The organism is Micromonospora krabiensis, from assembly GCF_900091425.1.
Taxonomy (GTDB): Bacteria; Actinomycetota; Actinomycetes; order Mycobacteriales; family Micromonosporaceae; genus Micromonospora; species Micromonospora krabiensis.
The window spans coordinates 42,096-59,592 of the sequence record NZ_LT598496.1 but is presented as its reverse complement, the minus strand read 5'-3'; the positions used below and the strand labels follow the sequence as shown (position 1 = coordinate 59,592).

At 72.4% G+C, this 17,497-nt stretch carries 18 protein-coding genes; 2 read left to right on the top strand and 16 right to left on the bottom strand.

The genetic code is table 11. The features are described 5' to 3' along the window. Window positions 1-192 precede the first annotated feature (192 nt). Entirely contained in the window at window positions 193-996 is an 804-nt protein-coding gene (locus GA0070620_RS00260; RefSeq protein WP_157741468.1) for a GNAT family N-acetyltransferase, read from the bottom strand. Window positions 997-1,103: 107 nt separating this feature from the next. On the opposite strand from GA0070620_RS00260, the gene GA0070620_RS00255 reads away from it, so the two are divergent. Further along, window positions 1,104-2,078 (top strand): LysR family transcriptional regulator, encoded by a 975-nt coding sequence (locus GA0070620_RS00255; RefSeq protein ID WP_231922057.1) that lies wholly within the window; start codon window positions 1,104-1,106, stop codon window positions 2,076-2,078. 73 nt (window positions 2,079-2,151) lie between these two features. On the opposite strand, the gene urtE is transcribed toward GA0070620_RS00255, so the two are convergent. The 6 genes from urtE to GA0070620_RS00225 all read right to left on the bottom strand — a co-directional run bounded on the left by urtE (window position 2,152) and on the right by GA0070620_RS00225 (window position 8,612). Further along, window positions 2,152-2,844, bottom strand: coding sequence for an urea ABC transporter ATP-binding subunit UrtE (urtE, locus tag GA0070620_RS00250; protein ID WP_091587304.1), 693 nt, complete (start codon window positions 2,842-2,844; stop codon window positions 2,152-2,154). Next, on the bottom strand, window positions 2,844-3,734 hold the full coding sequence (gene urtD / locus GA0070620_RS00245; RefSeq protein WP_231922056.1) for an urea ABC transporter ATP-binding protein UrtD: 891 nt from the start codon (window positions 3,732-3,734) through the stop codon (window positions 2,844-2,846). The genes urtE and urtD overlap by 1 nt, the downstream gene beginning before the upstream one ends. Further along, window positions 3,731-4,918 carry an urea ABC transporter permease subunit UrtC gene (urtC, locus tag GA0070620_RS00240; protein ID WP_157741467.1) on the bottom strand — a complete coding sequence of 396 codons (1,188 nt, stop codon included), beginning with the start codon at window positions 4,916-4,918 and terminating at the stop codon, window positions 3,731-3,733. Before urtC ends, urtD begins: the two co-directional genes overlap by 4 nt. After that, window positions 4,915-5,802, bottom strand: a complete 888-nt coding sequence (gene urtB / locus GA0070620_RS00235; RefSeq protein ID WP_091587302.1) for an urea ABC transporter permease subunit UrtB — start codon at window positions 5,800-5,802, stop codon at window positions 4,915-4,917. The genes urtC and urtB overlap by 4 nt, the downstream gene beginning before the upstream one ends. Before the next feature lie 75 nt (window positions 5,803-5,877). After that, on the bottom strand, window positions 5,878-7,122 hold the full coding sequence (urtA, locus tag GA0070620_RS00230) for an urea ABC transporter substrate-binding protein (RefSeq protein WP_091587299.1): 1,245 nt from the start codon (window positions 7,120-7,122) through the stop codon (window positions 5,878-5,880). 407 nt (window positions 7,123-7,529) lie between these two features. Further along, complete coding sequence (locus GA0070620_RS00225) at window positions 7,530-8,612, bottom strand: substrate-binding domain-containing protein (protein WP_091597701.1); 1,083 nt, start codon at window positions 8,610-8,612, stop codon at window positions 7,530-7,532. Window positions 8,613-8,708: 96 nt separating this feature from the next. Here GA0070620_RS00225 and GA0070620_RS00220 point away from each other — a divergent pair, with 96 nt between their 5' ends. Next, a complete protein-coding gene (locus GA0070620_RS00220) occupies window positions 8,709-9,167 on the top strand; it encodes a MarR family winged helix-turn-helix transcriptional regulator (protein WP_091587297.1) in 459 nt (152 codons plus the stop codon). A 45-nt stretch (window positions 9,168-9,212) separates the two neighbouring features. Here the strand turns inward: GA0070620_RS00220 and GA0070620_RS00215 are convergent, their stop codons facing one another. The 9 genes from GA0070620_RS00215 to GA0070620_RS00180 form a co-directional block, all read right to left on the bottom strand. Then, on the bottom strand, window positions 9,213-9,953 hold the full coding sequence (locus GA0070620_RS00215) for an urease accessory protein UreD (protein WP_091587295.1): 741 nt from the start codon (window positions 9,951-9,953) through the stop codon (window positions 9,213-9,215). Then, window positions 9,953-10,723, bottom strand: a complete 771-nt coding sequence (ureG, locus tag GA0070620_RS00210; protein ID WP_091587292.1) for an urease accessory protein UreG — start codon at window positions 10,721-10,723, stop codon at window positions 9,953-9,955. The genes GA0070620_RS00215 and ureG overlap by 1 nt, the downstream gene beginning before the upstream one ends. Continuing rightward, on the bottom strand, window positions 10,713-11,495 hold the full coding sequence (locus GA0070620_RS00205) for an urease accessory protein UreF (protein ID WP_091587289.1): 783 nt from the start codon (window positions 11,493-11,495) through the stop codon (window positions 10,713-10,715). The genes ureG and GA0070620_RS00205 overlap by 11 nt, the downstream gene beginning before the upstream one ends. After that, window positions 11,495-13,198: an urease subunit alpha gene (locus tag GA0070620_RS00200; RefSeq protein ID WP_091587287.1), complete on the bottom strand. Its 1,704-nt coding sequence runs from the start codon at window positions 13,196-13,198 to the stop codon at window positions 11,495-11,497. The genes GA0070620_RS00205 and GA0070620_RS00200 overlap by 1 nt, the downstream gene beginning before the upstream one ends. Then, a complete protein-coding gene (locus GA0070620_RS00195) occupies window positions 13,195-13,575 on the bottom strand; it encodes an urease subunit beta (RefSeq protein WP_091587285.1) in 381 nt (126 codons plus the stop codon). The genes GA0070620_RS00200 and GA0070620_RS00195 overlap by 4 nt, the downstream gene beginning before the upstream one ends. Beyond that, window positions 13,572-13,874, bottom strand: a complete 303-nt coding sequence (locus GA0070620_RS00190) for an urease subunit gamma (protein ID WP_043322840.1) — start codon at window positions 13,872-13,874, stop codon at window positions 13,572-13,574. The genes GA0070620_RS00195 and GA0070620_RS00190 overlap by 4 nt, the downstream gene beginning before the upstream one ends. A 91-nt stretch (window positions 13,875-13,965) precedes the next feature. Beyond that, window positions 13,966-14,103, bottom strand: coding sequence for a hypothetical protein (locus tag GA0070620_RS32500; RefSeq protein WP_157741466.1), 138 nt, complete (start codon window positions 14,101-14,103; stop codon window positions 13,966-13,968). A gap of 685 nt (window positions 14,104-14,788) precedes the next feature. Then, window positions 14,789-16,036 (bottom strand): MFS transporter, encoded by a 1,248-nt coding sequence (locus GA0070620_RS00185; protein WP_091587283.1) that lies wholly within the window; start codon window positions 16,034-16,036, stop codon window positions 14,789-14,791. Next, complete coding sequence (locus GA0070620_RS00180; RefSeq protein ID WP_091587281.1) at window positions 16,036-17,451, bottom strand: FAD-dependent oxidoreductase; 1,416 nt, start codon at window positions 17,449-17,451, stop codon at window positions 16,036-16,038. Before GA0070620_RS00180 ends, GA0070620_RS00185 begins: the two co-directional genes overlap by 1 nt. Window positions 17,452-17,497 lie beyond the last annotated feature (46 nt).

The following is a 17,497-nucleotide window of genomic DNA, read 5'->3' as shown; positions in this document are numbered from 1 at the left end:
CTGTGAGACGTGAGTGAATCGGACTGAACGGACCACCGCCCGGCTTCGGGGGACCCCTGGCCCTGAATGGGCGGCTCGTGAACGGCGGGGGAAAACAGCTGCAGTGACGTACGGGACTGTTCATGACAAACCTCTCTCCGGCAGCACGCGACGGCTCCGGTGCCGCTCGGTCTGCGAATCGTGGGACGGGGCTTACGGCAGGGCGAGCTCGTAGACGCGGGTTCGCCGAAGGTGGTGGAAGCCGAGGTGCCTGCGTAAGGCGAGCAGGCCGAGGTCATCCTCGGCGGTGCGCGCCTCGATCTCGTCGATGTGCGGGTGGACCTCACGCAGGCGCTTGATCAGGGCGGCGTTGACCCACAGGCCCAGCCGCCGTCCGCGATGGGCGGCGAGCACGCTCGGCCCGTACTGGCGGGCGCGGCGCTGAGACATCGCGTCCACGGCCGCCACGGCGTAGGCCACCAGATCGCCGTCGGCTTCCGCGGCGCTCAGCACCGCGCTGCCCGGACGGCTCGGGTGGCGGAGCAGTTCCTCGACCTGGGTCGCGTCGGACAGATCGCCGGTCCAGTGGCTCAGCCGGTATCCGGCGTGCCCGACGTCGACCAGCTCAGCGAGCCAGGCCTGGTGAACGTCGCCGTAGGAGAGCAGGTCATGGCACCTGGATCCGGTATGCCGGAAACCGTGCCGGACGCAGAACGCCTCCCCGGCAGAGCCCGCGGCGACCTCGGCGACCAGGCGTTGCTGCACGGCATGTTCGCCGACCGCCGCCAGCAGCAGGGAACCGATCCCGCGCCGCCGCCACTGCGGCTCCACGTACAGGTTCAGCTCGACGGCGCCGGGCTGAATGTCGAGCGCCACCTCGAAAAGGCCGTGCTCGAACGGGATGACCGGACGCAGGTCGGCCACCCCGGCCACGAAGCCGGGTGGCACCACAGCCTGCCAACGGGCGATCCCGGAGTGGTCCGGCACCGCCACGATGTCGATCAAGCGTTCCCTCATGGCACCCACGATCGCCCGACCGTCCGAGCCGAACAACGCAGAAGATCGCACCGCCGCATTAGCCACCGGTTATCGTTCGACACCAGGCAGCCACGCGGTCGGCGGCGGTGCGGGTCACGCTCGTGCGACGAGCCGCTGCCACCGCCATATACTTCCGGTCCCGAAGCCCCGTGCTCAGTGGGAGGGACGGCCGGGTGGAACTGCGCGACATCGAGATCTTCCTGACGCTGGCGGAAGAGCTCCATTTCGGGCGTACGGCCGAACGCCTCCGCGTGTCCCAGGCGCGGGTGAGTCAGTCGATCAAACAGCAGGAGCGCCGCATCGGCGGCGCCCTGTTCGAGCGGACCAGCCGCAGCGTCCGGCTCACCCCGCTCGGCGAGCGGCTTCGCGACCGGCTCCGCACCGGCTACGGCGAGATCATGTCGGGCATCGACGAGGCCGCCGCCGCGGCTCGCGGGCAGGCCGGCACGCTGACCGTCGGCACGATGGCCACCCAGTACCAGGCGATCGCGGCCGTCCTCGACCTGTTCCGGCAGCGGCATCCGCAATGCGAGCTGCGCCTGCGCGAGATCCTGCCCACCGATCCGCTCGGAGCGCTGCGTGCCGGCCGGGTCGACATCGGGCTGCTCTGGCTTCCCATCCGCGAGCCTGACCTCGTCGTCGGGCCGGTGCTGCACACCGAGAAGCTGGTGCTGGCGGTTGCCTGCGATCATCGGCTGGCCGGCCGAGACAGCGTCGAGATGGAGGATCTCGGCGACTACCCGGTGGCGTTTCCGGACGGCCCCATCCCCGACTACGTGTGGGAGGCGCACACCCCGGCCGTGACACCGGCCGGGCGGCCCATCCGGCGCGGATTGGGCGTGGCCACCCTCGAGGAGGCATTCAGGGCGACCGCCAGTGGCAGCGTCATCTCCCCGATCGGCTCGGACGCGGCCGCCACCCGGCGGCGAGGCGACATCACCTTCCTACCCATCACCGACGGACCGACCCTGCGGTACGCCCCGGTGTGGCGCAGCGACGCGGAGACTCCCCTGGTTCGCGCCTTCGTCCAAGCCGCCGCCGACGCGCAGAAAACCACGTAGCGACGACTGGGCTGAACCGGCACCGGGGCTGCCGCCGGACCGCGCTCGGCCGACGGGCGCGACCCGACCCGGGTCAGACCGCGAGGGCCGCGCGCACCTCCCGCTCCGCCGTGACTCCCCCGTCGCCGTGCGAGGTGACCCGGCCCGATTCGAGGACGTGGTAGCGGTTCGCCACCCGCAGCGCGAACCCGAGGTGCTGCTCGACGAGCAGCACGCTGAAGCCGGACTGCCGGGTCAGCTCGACGATCCGCTCCTGGATCTCGGCGACCACCGACGGCTGGATGCCCTCGGTCGGCTCGTCGAGCATGAGCAGCCGCGGCCGGGTGATCAACGCACGGGCGATGGCGAGTTGCTGACGCTGACCGCCGGAGAGCAGCCCGGCCCGCCGCCGCAGCAGCGGACGCAGCGCCGGGAACAGGTCCAGCACCTCCGCCGTCGCCACCGCGCCGTCGCGCCGGGCGTCGGCGACGAGGCGCAGGTTCTCCGCCGCCGTCAGGTGCGGGAAGCACTGCTGGCCCTGCGGGACATACGCCATGCCGCGCGCCACCCGCTCGTGCGGCGCGAGACGGGTGACGTCCTCGCCGTCCAACTCGACGGTGCCGGCGGTCGGGCGCAGCAGGCCCGCCGCGACCCGCAGCAGGGTGCTCTTACCAGCGCCGTTGTGCCCGAGCACCGCGGCCACCCCGTCGGGCGGGACGGCCAGGTCCACGCCGTGCAGCACCCGGGACCGCCCGTAGCCGGCGTGCACGCCACGCAGGGTCAGCATCATGCCTCCAGAGGGCTGGGGACCGACCCGGCGTCGACCGGGTGGCCAAGGTAGACCTCCTGCACACGCGGGTCCGCCTGGACCTGCGCGACCGTGCCCTCGCTGAGCACCTTGCCCGCGTGCAGCACGGTCACGCTGCGCGCGAAGCGACGCAGGAAGTCCATGTCGTGCTCGATCACCACAACCGTGCGGTCGCGGCTCACCGTCTCCAGCAGGGCGCCCGTGGCGTCGCGCTCCTCGTGGCTCATCCCGGCGACCGGCTCGTCGAGCAGCAGCAGCCGCGCGTCCTGCACCAGCAGCATGCCGATCTCCAACCACTGCTTCTGCCCGTGCGCGAGCGTGCCGGCGAGCTGGTCGGCCCGGCCGGTCAGCCCGATGGTCTCCAGTGCGGCGGCCACCTCGTCGGGGACCCCCCGCCGGCGCCGGGCCAGGGTGGCCCAGCTCCGGCGGGCGCCGGCGGCGATGTCGAGGTTCTGCACGACCGACAGCTCCTCGAAGATCGTCGACGTCTGGAAGGTCCGGCCGACGCCGAGCCGGCTGATCCGGTGCACCGGGCGACCCAGCAGCTCCTGGTCGCCGAAGCGCACCGAGCCGGTGGCCCGCACCAGACCGGTGATCGCGTCGACCAGGGTGGTCTTGCCGGCACCGTTCGGCCCGATCAGGAACCGGATGTCCCCGGCGGGCACCTCCAGCGAGACGCCGTCGACAGCGGTGAACCCGTCGAAGCTGACCCGCACGTCCCGGACGGACAGCCCGTCCAGTCGGTCGTCGCTCATGCCGTGCTGGCTGGGCATACGCTCACGGCCCTCGCTGCGCTCGGTGCGTTCGCTCATGCCGTGCTCGCTGGGCATGCGCTCACGGCCCTCGCTGCGCTCGGTGCGTTCGCTCATGCCGCCGGCACCTCCGCCCGCTCGGCGCGTCGCCGGCCCAGCGCTGACCAGCCGCGCCGGCTCTGCTCCGGGCCGGCGTCGCGGCGACGGGCCAGCGCCCACAGCGACGCCAGGCCGCCGGGCAGGAACGCCACCACCACCACGAAGAGCAGACCCTGCAGGTACGTCCAGGTGCCCGGGAACCGTTCGGAGAGGGCGGTACGCGCCCAGGCCACCGCCACCGCGCCGAGCACCGGACCGAGCAGCGTGGCCCGGCCGCCCACCGCGACCCCGATGACGAACTCGATCGACGGGACGATGCCGATCAGCGCGGGCGAGATGATGCCCACCGCCGGCACGAACAGCGCACCGGCGAGGCCGGCCATGCCCGCCGCCACCACGTAGGCGACGAGCTTGACCGACGCCGGGTCGTAGCCGAGGAAACGGACCCGCTCCTCGCTGTCACGCACCGCCACCAGCAGTTCCCCGTAGCGGCTGTGGATGAGCTGGCGGGCCAGCGCGAGCAGCGCGAGCAGAACGCCGGCGATGATGAAGTAGACCATCCGCTGGTTGACCGGGTCGTCCAGGTCGTAGCCGAAGAAGCCCTCGATGTCGGTGAGCCCGTTGGTGCCGCCCGTGGTCCCCTGCTGGCCGATCAACAGAATCACCATGGCGGCGGCGAGAGCCTGGCTGAGGATGGCGAAGTACGCGCCCCGCACACGGCGGCGGAACACCAGTGAGCCGAGCCCGAAGGCCACGGCCATCGGCAGCAGCACCGTGGCCGGCAGCGCGAACCACGGGCTGGCGAACGGCCGCCACCACACGGGTACTTCGTCGAGCTGCCCGTACAGCTGCATGAAGTCGGGCATCCCACCCGGACCCGCATCGGCGAGCTTGAGGTGCATGGCCATCGCGTAGCCGCCCAGGCCGAAGAAGACACCCTGGCCGAGGGTGAGCATGCCGCCGCGCCCCCAGGCGATGCCGATGCCGACGGCCACCATGGCGACGCAGAGGTACTTGGCGAGCAGCGCCAGCCGGAAGTCCGACAACACCAGCGGCGCGACGGCGAACAGCAGCGCCGCGCCGAACGCGAAGCCGGCCGCCGCGCGCAGCCGCGAGCGGCCACCCGGCCGCTTCGGTGGCGGGGCGTCGGCCGGGGCCGATGTGCCGGCGGCGCTCGGCGGCGCGGGTGTCACGGCGGTCATGCGAGGCTCCTGGTCCGCAGGGTGAACAGGCCCTGTGGCCGCCACTGAAGGAACGCGACGATCGCCACGAAGACGATCACCTTGGCGACGCTGAGGGTCGTGAGGTACTCCCCGGTGGCCTGGAGCACGCCGAGGGCGAAGGCAACGATCACGCTGCCCTTGAGCTGGCCGATCCCGCCGACCACGACGACCAGAAAGGCGTCGATGATCAGGTTGGTGCCCATGGTCGGGCCGATCGGGCCGAGGAGGGTCAGCGCCACCCCGGCGAGCCCGGCCAGGCCGGAGCCGAGAAAGAACGTCGTCCGGTCGACCCGGGCGGTGGGGACGCCGGACACCGCGGCGAGGTCACGGTTCTGCACCACCGCGCGGATCCGCCGTCCCAACGGAGTCAGCCGCAGCGCCAGGGTGAGCGCGGCGACGGCGGCCAGGGCCAGGGCCAGGATGAACAGCCGGTTGTTGGCGACGGTCAGCCCGCCGGGCAGCGCCACGTTGCCGGTGAGCAGGTCCGGCGCGCGGGTCTGCACGTTCGGGCTGCCGAAGACGTCGCGCGCGAGCTGTTGCAGCATCAGGGACACGCCCCAGGTGACCAGCAGGGTGTCCAGTGGGCGGGCGTAGAGCCGGCGGATCAGCAGGATCTCCAGCAGCACGCCCATCGTGCCGGCGACCACGAACGCCACCGGCAACGCCACCAGCAGGGACACACCGGCGCCGGTGATGCTCTGTTGCAGCACGTACGTGGTGTAGGCGCCGGCCATGATGAACTCGCCGTGGGCCATGTTGATGACGTTCATCTGGCCGAAGGTCAGCGCCAGCCCGAGCGCGATGAGCAGCAGTACCGCGCCGATGCTGATGCCGGTGAAGAGTTGACCGAAGAGGACTGTCACGGTGGGTACTCCGTACTGCTGGTCGGGGGCCCGGGCGGGACGCGTCGTCGCGGTGCCCGCCCGGGGCCGGCGTCGTCAGCTCAGGCCGCTCGCCCACGGATAGGTCTTGAGGTACGGGTCCGGCGCGATCGGCTTGCCGGAGTTCCACACCTCGGTGATCAGGCCGTCAGCGCCGACCTTGCCGATGCGGGCGGTCTTGGCGATGTGCTGGGTCTTGCCGTCGACGGTGACCAGGCCCTCCGGCGCGTCGAAGGTGATCCCGTCGGAGGCGGCCCGGACCTTCTCGACGTCGAACGCGCCGGCCTTCTCGACCATCGCCTTCCACAGGTAGACGCTGACGTAGGCGGCCTCCATCGGGTCGCTCGTCGGCTTGTCCGCGCCGTACTTCGCCTTGTACGCGGCCACGAACTTGCTGTTCGCCGCGCCGGGCGTGGTCTGGTAGTAGTTCCAGGCGGTGAGCTGGCCCTCCAGGTACTGGGTGCCGATGCCCTTGACCTCCTCCTCGGCGATGGACACCGACACCACCGGCATGGCGGTGGCGGTCAGCCCGGCCGACTTGTACTCCTTGAAGAAGGCCACGTTGCTGTCGCCGTTGAGCGTGTTGAAGACGGCGTTCGCACCGGAGGACTTGACCTTGTTGACGATCGTGCCGAATTCGGTGGACCCGAGCGGCGCGTAATCCTCGCCGACCACGCTCATCCCGTTCGCCGCCGCGTACGCCTTGATGATTTTGTTGGCCGTCCGGGGGAACACGTAGTCGCTGCCGACCAGGTAGACCGACTTCGTTCCCTGGGCCTTGAGGTAGTCGAGCCCGGGCACGATCTGCTGGTTGGTCGTCGCGCCGGTGTAGAAGATGTAGGGCGACTGTTCCAGACCCTCGTACTGCACCGGATAGAACAGCAGCGCCTTGTTCTTCTCGAACACCGGCTTGACCGCCTTGCGACTGGCCGACGTCCAGCAGCCGAAGACGGCGGCGACCCGGTCCTCGGAGATGAGCTTCTCGGCCTTCTCGGCGAAGGTGGGCCAGTCCGAGGCGCCGTCCTCGCCGACCGGTTGGATCTTCTTGCCGAGGACGCCGCCGGCCGCGTTGATCTCCTCGACGGCGAGCATGATGGAGTCGCGGACGGTGACCTCGCTGATCGCCATGGTGCCGGAGAGCGAGTTGAGCAGGCCCACCTTGACGGTGTCGCCGGAGACGTCGGCGGTGACGCCGGCCGCGCCGCCCTCGTCACTGGTCTTGCTGCCGCACGCGCTCAGCGCGGCCGCGGCGACGAGGGTCATGGCACCCGCCAGGATGCGGCGGCCCCATAGAGGTGACATCTAATCTCCCTGCGGTGCACTCAGGTAGCGAATGGACGGTCGGTGCGGTCCGGTGGAGCTGACGTTGGCGATGCCGGGGTCGACGGGTGGACGCCGCCTGCGGTCATCGCATCCGGTTCGGGCACGCAAAGCGTCGACCGACATGATTGCGTAAGCGTTTCCCAGTCCTTAATTGACTGTTTCCCACGCACCTGGATACAGCGCACGCCACAATGGCCGACGTTGTCTTCGCAAGACAATGCCGGCCGTGATTAATTCGCTGAAAAATTGCCACCACAATGGTCGGCGGGCAGATTTCGCCGACGGTGGACACACCCATCGTGGTATCCGACCCCGGGCCAGATACTTCACGCAGGAAGTATCTTAGGGCGGGGCCGGGTGGACCTGTCAAGGGTCCGGACGGGCGGTCAGAGCTGAGCGAGCACGGTGAAGTCGAGACCGTCGGCCTCGGCGAGATAGATCCGCTGACGCACGTGCCGCCGCCGCAGCCGCAGCCGACCGCGCGGCCCGTGGTACGCCACCGTGTCGGCGGCCGTCTCGATCGCCCGTACGTCGAGGGTGCGGGCCTGCGCGATCAGGGCGGCGAGCAGCATCACGCCCTCGTAGCAGGACTCCCCCAGACTGCCCAGCGGCGGCGCCTCCACCCCGAACCGGCGGGCGAACTCGCCGTGGAAGTCGAGGTTCTCCTGCGTCACGAGGCCGGCGAAGAAGCCCGCGGTGCTGTACAGCCGCCGCGTCGCGCCGGCACCACTGCCCAGCAGCATGTTCTCGTCCATCAGGGTGCTCAACCGCAGGCAGCGCTGGTCCATCCCGGCGCGGGCGAACGCCCGGTTGAACCGCACCGCGTCCGCGCCGACGAGCAGCATCACCACCGCGTCGGCCTCGCTGCGCTCGATCTGGCGCAGCACGACGTCGAAGTCGTGCGTCTCCAACGGCAGGAACGCCTGCCCCACCACCCGACCGCCGGCGCGCAGCGCGTACCGCTGTGCCGCCCGCGCGGTCCGCCGGGGCCACACGTAGTCGTTGCCGACCACGAACCAGCGCCGCACGCCCAGCTCACCCGCGAGCAGCCGGATGGCCGGCCACAACTGCGCGTCCGGCGTCTCGCTGGTCAGATAGACCCCCTCGGTCCGCTCACCGCCCTCGTACAGGGCGGTGTAGACGTACGGCACGCGATGGGCGATCCGCGGCGCGAGCGCCTGCCGCACCGAGGAGATGTGCCACCCGGTCACGCCCTGCACGGCGCCCACCGACACCAGGGCCTCGACCTCGGCGGCCACCTCGGCGGGCGGGGCACCACCGTCGACCGGCACGAGCCGCACCTCCCGACCCAGCACCCCGCCACCGGCGTTGATCTCCTCGACCGCGAGCTGAGCGCAGAGTTCGCAGGTCGGGCCGAACATTCCCGCCGGCCCGCGCATCGGGTACACCAGCGCGATGCTGACCACGGCCCGATCGACGGTGAGCCACGGCGGTGCCGGCGCGGACATGAGCACATGATTGCCCGGCCCTGGTCGGAAGACCAGAGCTCACCACGGACCGGGACGACTCGCTACCATGACAGGGCCACCGGCCCAGGGAGTTCCATGTCAGACGTGCCCGGGGCGCCAGCCGACCTGCTGCGCTCGCTCACCCGCGCCGAACGGCTGCTCTCCCGCCGGATGGCCGCCGTACTGGCCGACGACGAACTGACCACCGAGGCCTGGCGGGTGCTCTGCCTACTCGCCGACGGTCAGGGCCACCCGATGAGCGAGGTGTCCGCCGAGGCGTCGCTGCCGCCGGGCACCCTCACCAAGCTGGTCGACCAGCTCGTCGACCGTAACCTGGTGTTCCGCCGGATCGACGTGCTCGACCGCCGACGGATCCGGGCCTACCTGACGACCCGGGGCCGCCGCGAGCACGCCCGCATCGACGAGCGGGTCCGGGCCAGCCTCGCCGAGGCGGGCGTACCGGCCGACACCGCCCTGGTCGACCACCTCGCCGACCTGATCGCCCGCCTCGACCCGGCGGGTCGCCGCGACAATGAGGCCGCGTTCCGAGGATAGGAGCATCCCGACCGCCGGGCCGGAGATTGCGCACAACGGCGGGAATCAGGCGCTGACCTCGGCGAGAGCCGCGTCGTCGAGATGGGCGCGCAGCGTGTGCGCGTCGGGCGCGGTGACGCTCCACAGTGTCGCCGGACCACCGGCCAGAGGCAGCCGGGCGAGGGTGCCGTCGACCGTCGCGAGCTCGGCGGTGCGCGACGGGTCCACCACCAGCAGCGACCCGGTGGCCGGCACGCCGCCGAGGACCGCGGGACCGGCCCAGCCCGGCGCGCCCGGCCCCACGGCCAGCGACTGGCGCAGCAGCGGCCGACCGTCGTAGTCCACCCGGGTGTGCACGACGGCGGCGCCGGGCGTCTCGCCGTACCGGCCGCAGATCACCTCGTCCCGCCAGGTCAGCCGTGCCCCGGCGGCCAGCTCGACCCGGGACTCGGCGAGGTGCGCGCAGCCGGCCGCCGCGACCAGTTGCTCGGGCAGCCAGTGCAGGGCGCCACCGTCGTGCACCACGGCGCGTACCGCCATCCGTGACACGGCGCCGGGCCGGCCGGGCAGGGCGACCGAGGCGGCGACGCTGTGCACCCGCACCGCCGCACCCGGCCCCACGTCGATCTCCAGGCGCAGGTCGTCGCCGGCGAGCGGGCCGGCCGCCCCGCCCACCACGTACACGGTCACGACTCGACCGTCCCCGGGCGTCTGCCGCAGCAGCAGCGGCGTCTCGCCGCGCAGCTCGGCCAGGACGGTGCCGCCCCGGCCGTCGGCGCGGGCCACCACCCGGGCGGACGCGCGCATCAGGCCGGGCCGGCCGGCGCGGCGATCGGGTGCCCGGCCGCGTGGTGGGCCAGCTCGTGACGGATCCAGTCGGCGACCCGGCCCGCCGTCGGGTCGCCGACGATCGACAGGAACACGGTCGGCAGGTCGCCGCGCCGGGCCCGCGCGTCCCGGTCCATCACGGCCAGGTCCGCGCCGACCATGGGCGCCAGGTCCGTCTTGTTGATCACGAGCAGGTCGGCGGAGGTGACGCCGGGGCCGCCCTTGCGGGGCACCTTGTCCCCGCCGGCCACGTCGACCACGAAGATCTGCCGGTCCACCAGGCCCCGGCTGAACGTGGCGGTCAGGTTGTCCCCGCCACTCTCGACCAGCACCAGATCCAGCGGGCCGACCGTCTCGGCCAGCTCGTCCACGGCGTCGAGGTTGGCCCCGATGTCGTCCCGGATGGCGGTGTGCGGGCAGCAGCCAGTCTCCACGGCACGGATCCGGGTCGGGTCCAGCACGCCGGCCCGCTTGAGGAAGTCGGCGTCCTCGGTGGTGTAGATGTCGTTGGTGACCACGCCGAGGCGCAGCTCCCCGGCGAACGCCCGGCACAGGGCCGCCACCAGGGCGGTCTTGCCGGACCCGACCGGCCCGCCGATGCCGACGCGCAGCGCCCGGCCGGCCCGCGCCAACGGCGGATGCGGGTCCACGCCCGGCTCGGGATGGGTGTGCGCAACGGTTTCGTCGTGCGGTGCGGGGGTCAGGTCGGCGGTGGGCGCAGCGGTCGGCGAAACGGTGTCAGGACGCAAAGAGACGCACCTCCCAGGTGGCATGAGCTTCGGCGTAGATGTCAGCAAGGGGCGCGGCGGCCGCGGGCAGCCGCTCCGGTGGATCGTCAGCGGCCCGGGCCGCGTCGGCGGCGGTGCCGTCGCACAGCTCGGCGAGACCGACCAGCAGGGCCTGCACCTGGTACGGGTCGAGGCCGAGCAGCCGCACGCCGGCACTGGCCGCGCCGGTCACCGTCCCGTAGGCGGCGACCGTGGCGGTCTCGGCGCGGCTCAGACCGGCGGCGGCGCAGAGCAGCCCCAGCACCAACGGCTGGTGCGCCCCCTGCGGTGTCGCGGGCAGGTCGTCGAACGGCGCGTCCGGCCAGATGGCCCGGCCGGCGCGCAGCAGGGCCCGGCCCTGGCGGCGGGACACCCCGCGCAGGGCCGGCGACGCGGTCCGGGCGTCCAGCTCCGCGTCGAGCCGCGCCAGCGCGGACCCGCGTACGGCCCGATCGGCGTGCTCCGACGCGCACGGCGCGGTTGCGGCCGGTGTGGTCCCCCGCCCGGCGGGATGGCCCCGGCCGACCGGTCCCGTGGTGACCCCGGCCGGCGTCACCGCCCGGTGCGCCGCCGCCGCGAACGCCGCGCCGACCAGCCCGGCGGTGGCCAGCCGGCCGACGAGGAACGCCTCCAACGAGTCCAGGTCGGTGACCCGGCCGGCGGCGACGGCGGCCTCCAGGCCGCCGGAGTGCGCGTGCGCGCCGGCCGGGAAGCGACCGTCGGCGAGCAACAGGAGCAGGCTCGACGTCGGCATCAGAACAGGAAGTACCGCTGGGCCATCGGCAGGCGTGGCACCGGGTCCGGCTCCACCACCTCCCCGTCGATGCGCACGGTGAAGGTGTCCGGGTCCACCTCGATCCGGGGCATCGCGGCGTTCTCCGGCAGGTCCGCCTTACCCCGCGAGCGCACGTCGGCGACCGGCACCACCCGTCGCCGGACGTCCAGGCGCAGCCCGGCGTCGAGGGCCGCCGGCGCGACGAACGCCAGGCTGGTGGCCGCCGCCGCGACCCCGTACGCCCCGAACATCGGTCGCGGCAGCATCGGCTGCGGCGTCGGGATGGAGGCGTTGGCGTCCCCCATCTGGGCGTACGCGATCATGCCGCCCTTGAGCACCAGATGCGGTCGTACGCCGAAGAACGCCGGATCCCACAGCACCAGGTCGGCGAGCTTGCCCGGCTCGACCGAGCCGATCTCGCGGTCCAGCCCGTTCGCCATCGCCGCGCAGATGGTGTACTTCGCCACGTACCGCCGGGCCCGGCGGTTGTCGGCCGCCCCGTCGCCGGGCAGCGCGCCCACCCGCTCCTTCATGACGTGCGCGCTCTGCCAGGTCCGCAGGATCACCTCGCCCACCCGGCCCATCGCCTGCGAGTCCGAGCCGATGATGGAGATCGCGCCGAGATCGTGCAGCAGGTCCTCGGCGGCCATGGTGGACGGTCGGATCCGGCTCTCGGCGAAGGCCAGGTCCTCCGGCACGGACGGGTTGAGATGGTGGCAGACCATCAGCATGTCCAGGTGTTCGGCGAGGGTGTTGGCGGTGTACGGCCGGGTCGGGTTGGTCGACGACGGCAGCACATTGGGCTCGCTGGCCACCGTGATGATGTCCGGCGCGTGCCCGCCTCCCGCGCCCTCGGTGTGGTACGAGTGGATCGCCCGGCCGCCGATCGCCTGCAGCGTGTCGGCCACGAACCCGGCCTCGTTGAGGGTGTCGGTGTGGATCGACACCTGCACACCGGAGGCGTCCGCCACCCGCAGGCAGGCGTCGATCGCCGCCGGGGTGGTGCCCCAGTCCTCGTGCAGCTTGAACCCGCCCGCGCCGGCGCGTAACTGCTCCCACAGCGCCTCGTGGGAGACGGTGTTGCCCTTGCCGAGCAGCAGCACGTTGACCGGCAGCCCGTCCAGCGCCTCGTGCATGCGGGCCAGGTGCCAGGCGTTCGGGGTGACCGTCGTGGCCCGGGTGCCCTCGGCGGGGCCGGTGCCGCCGCCGACGAGCGTGGTGATGCCGCTGGCGAGCGCCTCGGTGACGATCTCCGGGCAGATGAGGTGCACGTGGGTGTCGACGGCGCCGGCCGTGAGGATCCGACCGTTGCCGGCGATGACCTCGGTGGCCGGGCCGATGACCAGCTCGGGGTGGACGCCGGGCATGGTGTCCGGGTTGCCGGCCCGGCCGAGGGCGACGATCCGCCCGTCGCGCAGGCCCACGTCGGCCTTGACCACGCCCCAGTGGTCGAGCACCACCGCGCCGGTGATGACGGTGTCGAGGGCGCCCTCGGCGCGGGTCGCCCGGGACTGGCCCATCGACTCGCGGATCACCTTCCCACCGCCGAAGACCGCCTCGTCGCCGCCCACGCAGTGGTCGGCCTCCACCTCGATCAGCAGGCTCGTGTCGGCCAGCCGGATGCGGTCGCCGGTGGTCGGCCCGTACAGGTCGATGTAGCGGTCCCGCCGCACGGCGCTCACCGCGCCGGCCCATCGGTCGTCGGCGCCCCGCTCGTCGCCCCGTCTGTTCCAGGCGCGGTCGGTGACGCTTCGTCCAGCGGCCCGGCGCACTCGCCGCGGAGACCGGGCACGACGCGTGCGCCGCCGAACGGGACCAGTTCGACGTTGCGGCTCACGCCCGGCTCGAACCGGACCGACGTACCCGCCGGAACGGCGAGACGCTGACCCCAGGCGACGGCTCGGTCGAACATCAACGCCGGGTTCGCCTCGGCGAAGTGGTAGTGCGAGCCGACCTGCACCGGACGGTCGGCGGTGTTGACCACGACCAGAGTGGTCACCGGCCGGCCCACGTTGATCTCGACCGGGCCGGCCGCCGGCAGGATCTCCCCGGGGATCACGGGATCGGGTGGTGCACCGTCACGAGCTTGGTACCGTCCGGGAACGTCGCCTCCACCTGCACCTCCCTCAGCAGCTCGGGGATGCCGTCCTGGACGTCCTCGCGGCCGAGCACGCTTCGGCCGGCGGACATGAGGTCGACCACCGACCGTCCGTCGCGGGCCCCTTCGAGCAGGAAGGCGGTGATGATCGCGACGGCTTCGGGATAGTTGAGTCGCAGGCCGCGCTCGCGGCGGCGGCGAGCGACGTCGGCCGCGACGTGGACAAGCAGGCGGTCCTGTTCGTGCGGGCTGAGAAACACGGGATTCTCCGGTGGGGATCGGCGTGGCCCGCTCGCCCTCAGCTCCGCGCGGAGCCGCGCCAGGCAGCACCACCCGGAGGACGAGCTGGAGTCACACGACCGCCGCGTCGACCGTCGACGGGGTGGCCCGGGACTCCACCATCCCGGCCCGCACGACGGGCACCCGGCGGCGTCGGTCGGATGCGGACCGCACCGCCCACCGCTTCAGCAAACCGTAGAGGATCGCCATCGGCGGAGGCAACAGTGTGCTCGGCATGAGGGATCGACGGGTACAGCTGCGATCCCGCCCCGGAAACGTCGGAACGCTCCGCTCCCGGGCGGGCCCAGGGCGGGGCGAATGGCAGTGTGGGGGCTGGACTCGGGCGGCGTGCTCGGGCTCGAACGCGTCCGCCTCGGCCGAGTAGCTACCCGCACCGGCGTCGCCTTCGGCCTCCTGGCCAGTGGCTTCCGCCGGAACCAGGGGCGACCCGTTGGCGTTGCGGATCCGACAGGGCACGTCGGATACCGGGATGCGGGTGAGGAGTCCTGGGTCGGGGCCGAACATCTCCGGCCAGTTGATGGGTCCGTCGTCGGCGCCGCTTCCGAGCGTGTTTTCCGTGGTCTGAGGCCAGCCAGCGTCGTTTCCGCGATACTTCGTCACCGACTGGCGAGGGACGTACTTGCCGCGGCCCTCGTACTCCCGTCCGGCACGGCGTGCGGCCTTGAGGGCCGGTAGGAGCAGATCCCAGAGGTCCGGACGCAGGAGGTCCCGTTCAGTGTCCGCCACCTGTCCAGCAGGCCTGCTCGTCAATCGTCGCGATTATGCGGGTGAGGGCAGCTCCCATGCGGCGCCTCCGGCCCAAGCAGGTGAGTCGAGGGCACCTGCGACGAGCGCTCCCTCTCGTAGCACGTGTCGCTCACGGATTGCGACGCTCTCAGGCAGGCGCGCGCCTGCGCGTGCCGCCTTCCCCTACGGCGAGCATGCCTATGGCGGCGAGCAGGCAGCCGGTCGCTACGGCGGCCAGCAGGATCTGGTTGCCTCCGTGGTTGATGACGGCAGCGCCGGCCAGGGGCGCGGTGGCCTTCGCGGTGGTGACGGGGGCGGCGAGTCGTCCCGCGATGGTGGCGTAGGCGGTGGTGCCGTAGCGGCCGGCGAGGAGTGCTGGGGTGGCGAGGCTGGCGATGCCGAAGCCGAGCCCGAATCCGGTGACGGTGACGATGGCTCCGACGCGGGTTCCGGCGGCGAGTGGCATAGCGAGGACGGCGACTGCTTGGATGGCGAAGACGCCAGCGACGATGGTGGTGACGGGGAGTCGGCGTCGGGCACCGGTGAGGACGAGTCTTCCGGTGACGGACAGGACGCCGAGGAGGCCAGCGGCGGTGGCGGCGAAAGTAGCCGGGTGGCCGCGGCTGGTCAGATAGCTGACCAGGTGGACGCCGATGGTGCTGGCGGCGGCGCCGTGGGCGGTGAGCGCGGCGGCGAGGATCCAGAACCGGGGGTCGCGCATCGCGGCGCGCGCCGCCGTAGGCCGCGAGGTGTGGGCCGTTCGCAGCGTGGGGTTGGACGCTGTGACGTGCGGCGGTTTGCGGATGGTGAGGGCGTGCAGCGGCACGGTCACGACGCCGTGGACGGCGGCAAGGGTGAGGAGCGCGCCGCGCCAGTCGAGGTGGGCAACCAGGTAGCCGGTGAGTGGCATGAAGATGGTGCTGGCGAACCCGGCGACGACGGTGACCGCGAGCAGTGCGGTGGGTCGTCGGTCGGGGGTGAACCAGGAGACGATGACGGCGAAGGCGGGTTCGTAGAGGACCATCGCGCCGGTGATGCCGATGCCGATCATGACGGCATAGAGCTGTCCGATGGTGTGGATCTGGGACCACGCGATGAGTAGTGCGGTGGCGGTGATCGAGCCGGTGGTCATGAGGGTTCGTCCGCCGTGCCGGTCGAGCCACCTGCCGACGGGGATGGCCATCAGTGCTCCGGTGAGGACGCTGGCGGTGAGCCCGCCGGTGACAGCGGTGGTGGAGGCCTCGAGGCTGGCGGCCATGGGGCCGAGGAGGACGGCGAATGCGTAGTAGAGGGTGCCGTAGCCGATGGTGGAGGTGAGGGCGAGGGCGGCGACGATGCGCCACCCGTGGCGCCCGCCGACCGTGGGGTCGGCGGGCGCCGTCGTGGTGTTGGTCATCAGCTGGCGCAGCAGCCGCCGGTCTGGCCGCTGGTCGGGGTGTCGAGGCTGATCAGGTTGAGCGGTGCGGAGAGCAGGCCGCCGGAAATCCCGGTGGCGAGCCCTTGTCCGGTCGGCTGGGCTGCGGGGGCGGGGCCGCAGCAGCTGTCGGTGCCGCTGGAGTCGGCGGGGTTGCTGTTGCAGACGCCGGTTTCGGGCAGGTCGAGCTGGACGTCGCGGGCGGCGGCCCAGTCGCCGGCGAGGGCGGCTGCGACGGAGCGGACCTGTTCGTAGCCGGTGGCCATGAGGAACGTGGGGGCGCGGCCGTAGCTCTTCATGCCGACGGCGTAGTAGCCGATCTCGGGGTGTGCGAGTTCGTCGACCCCGTGCGGGGGCACGGTGCCGCAGGAGTGCTCGTTCGGGTCGATCAGCGGGGCGAGGGCGCGGGTGGCGCCCATGATCGGGTCGAGGTCCAGGCGCAGTTCGGCGGCGATGGAGTGGTCGGGGCGGAAGCCGGTGGCGGCGACGATCCGGTCCACCACGATCGACTCTTCACCGCCGTCGGCGTGCCGGACGACCACGGCGACGCGGCCGTCGGTCGGGGTGAGCGCGTGCACGGAGAAGCCGGTGAGCAGCCGGATCCGGCCGGCTTCCACGTGTTCGCGTAGCCGCGAGCCGAGCGCGCCGCGGGCGGGCAGGGCGTCGGCGTCGCCGCCGCCGTAGGTGCGGGCCGGGCTGGCCGAGCGGATCGCCCAGGTCACCTCCGTGTCCGGCTCGGCGGCGGCCAGCTCGGCCAGGGAGAGCAGGGTGTTCGCCGCGGAGTGGCCGGCGCCGACGACGAGGGTGTGCCGGCCGGCGAAGCGGTCCCGGTCGGCGCCGAGCACGTCCGGCAGCGCGTGCTCCAGGTACGCGCCGGCCTCCTTCTCGCCACGGGCCGGCAGGCCGGCGGCGCCGAGCACGTTGGGGGTGCCCCAGGTGCCGGAGGCGTCGATGACCGCGCGGGCCAGCAGCTCGTCGCCGTCGGCGAGGCGGATCAGGAACGGCGTCTGCTCGCGGCCGGCGGTGCGCAGCCGGTCCAGGCCGAGGCGGCTGATCGCCTCCACGCGGGTGTCGTAGCGCAGATGGGGCTTGAGCTGCGGCAGCTCCGCGAGGGGCTGGAGGTAGTCGGCGACCAGCTCCGCGCCGGTGGGCAGGGCGTCCTCGGCCGGGGCGACCCAGCCGGCCTCGTCGAGCAGCCGGCGCGCGGCCGGGTCGACGTTGTACCGCCACGGCGAGAACACCCGCACGTGCCCCCACTGCCGCACCGCCGCGCCAGCGGTGGCACCGGCCTCCAGGACAAGGAAGGGCTGGCCACGCTCGTGCAGGTGCGCGGCGGCGGCCAGACCCACCGGGCCCGCGCCGATCACCACGACGGGCAGTTCGTCCAACACAAACATCGGAAACTCCTCTGCGTTGAGAAATGTCGAATCAAGAAGGTGCAGT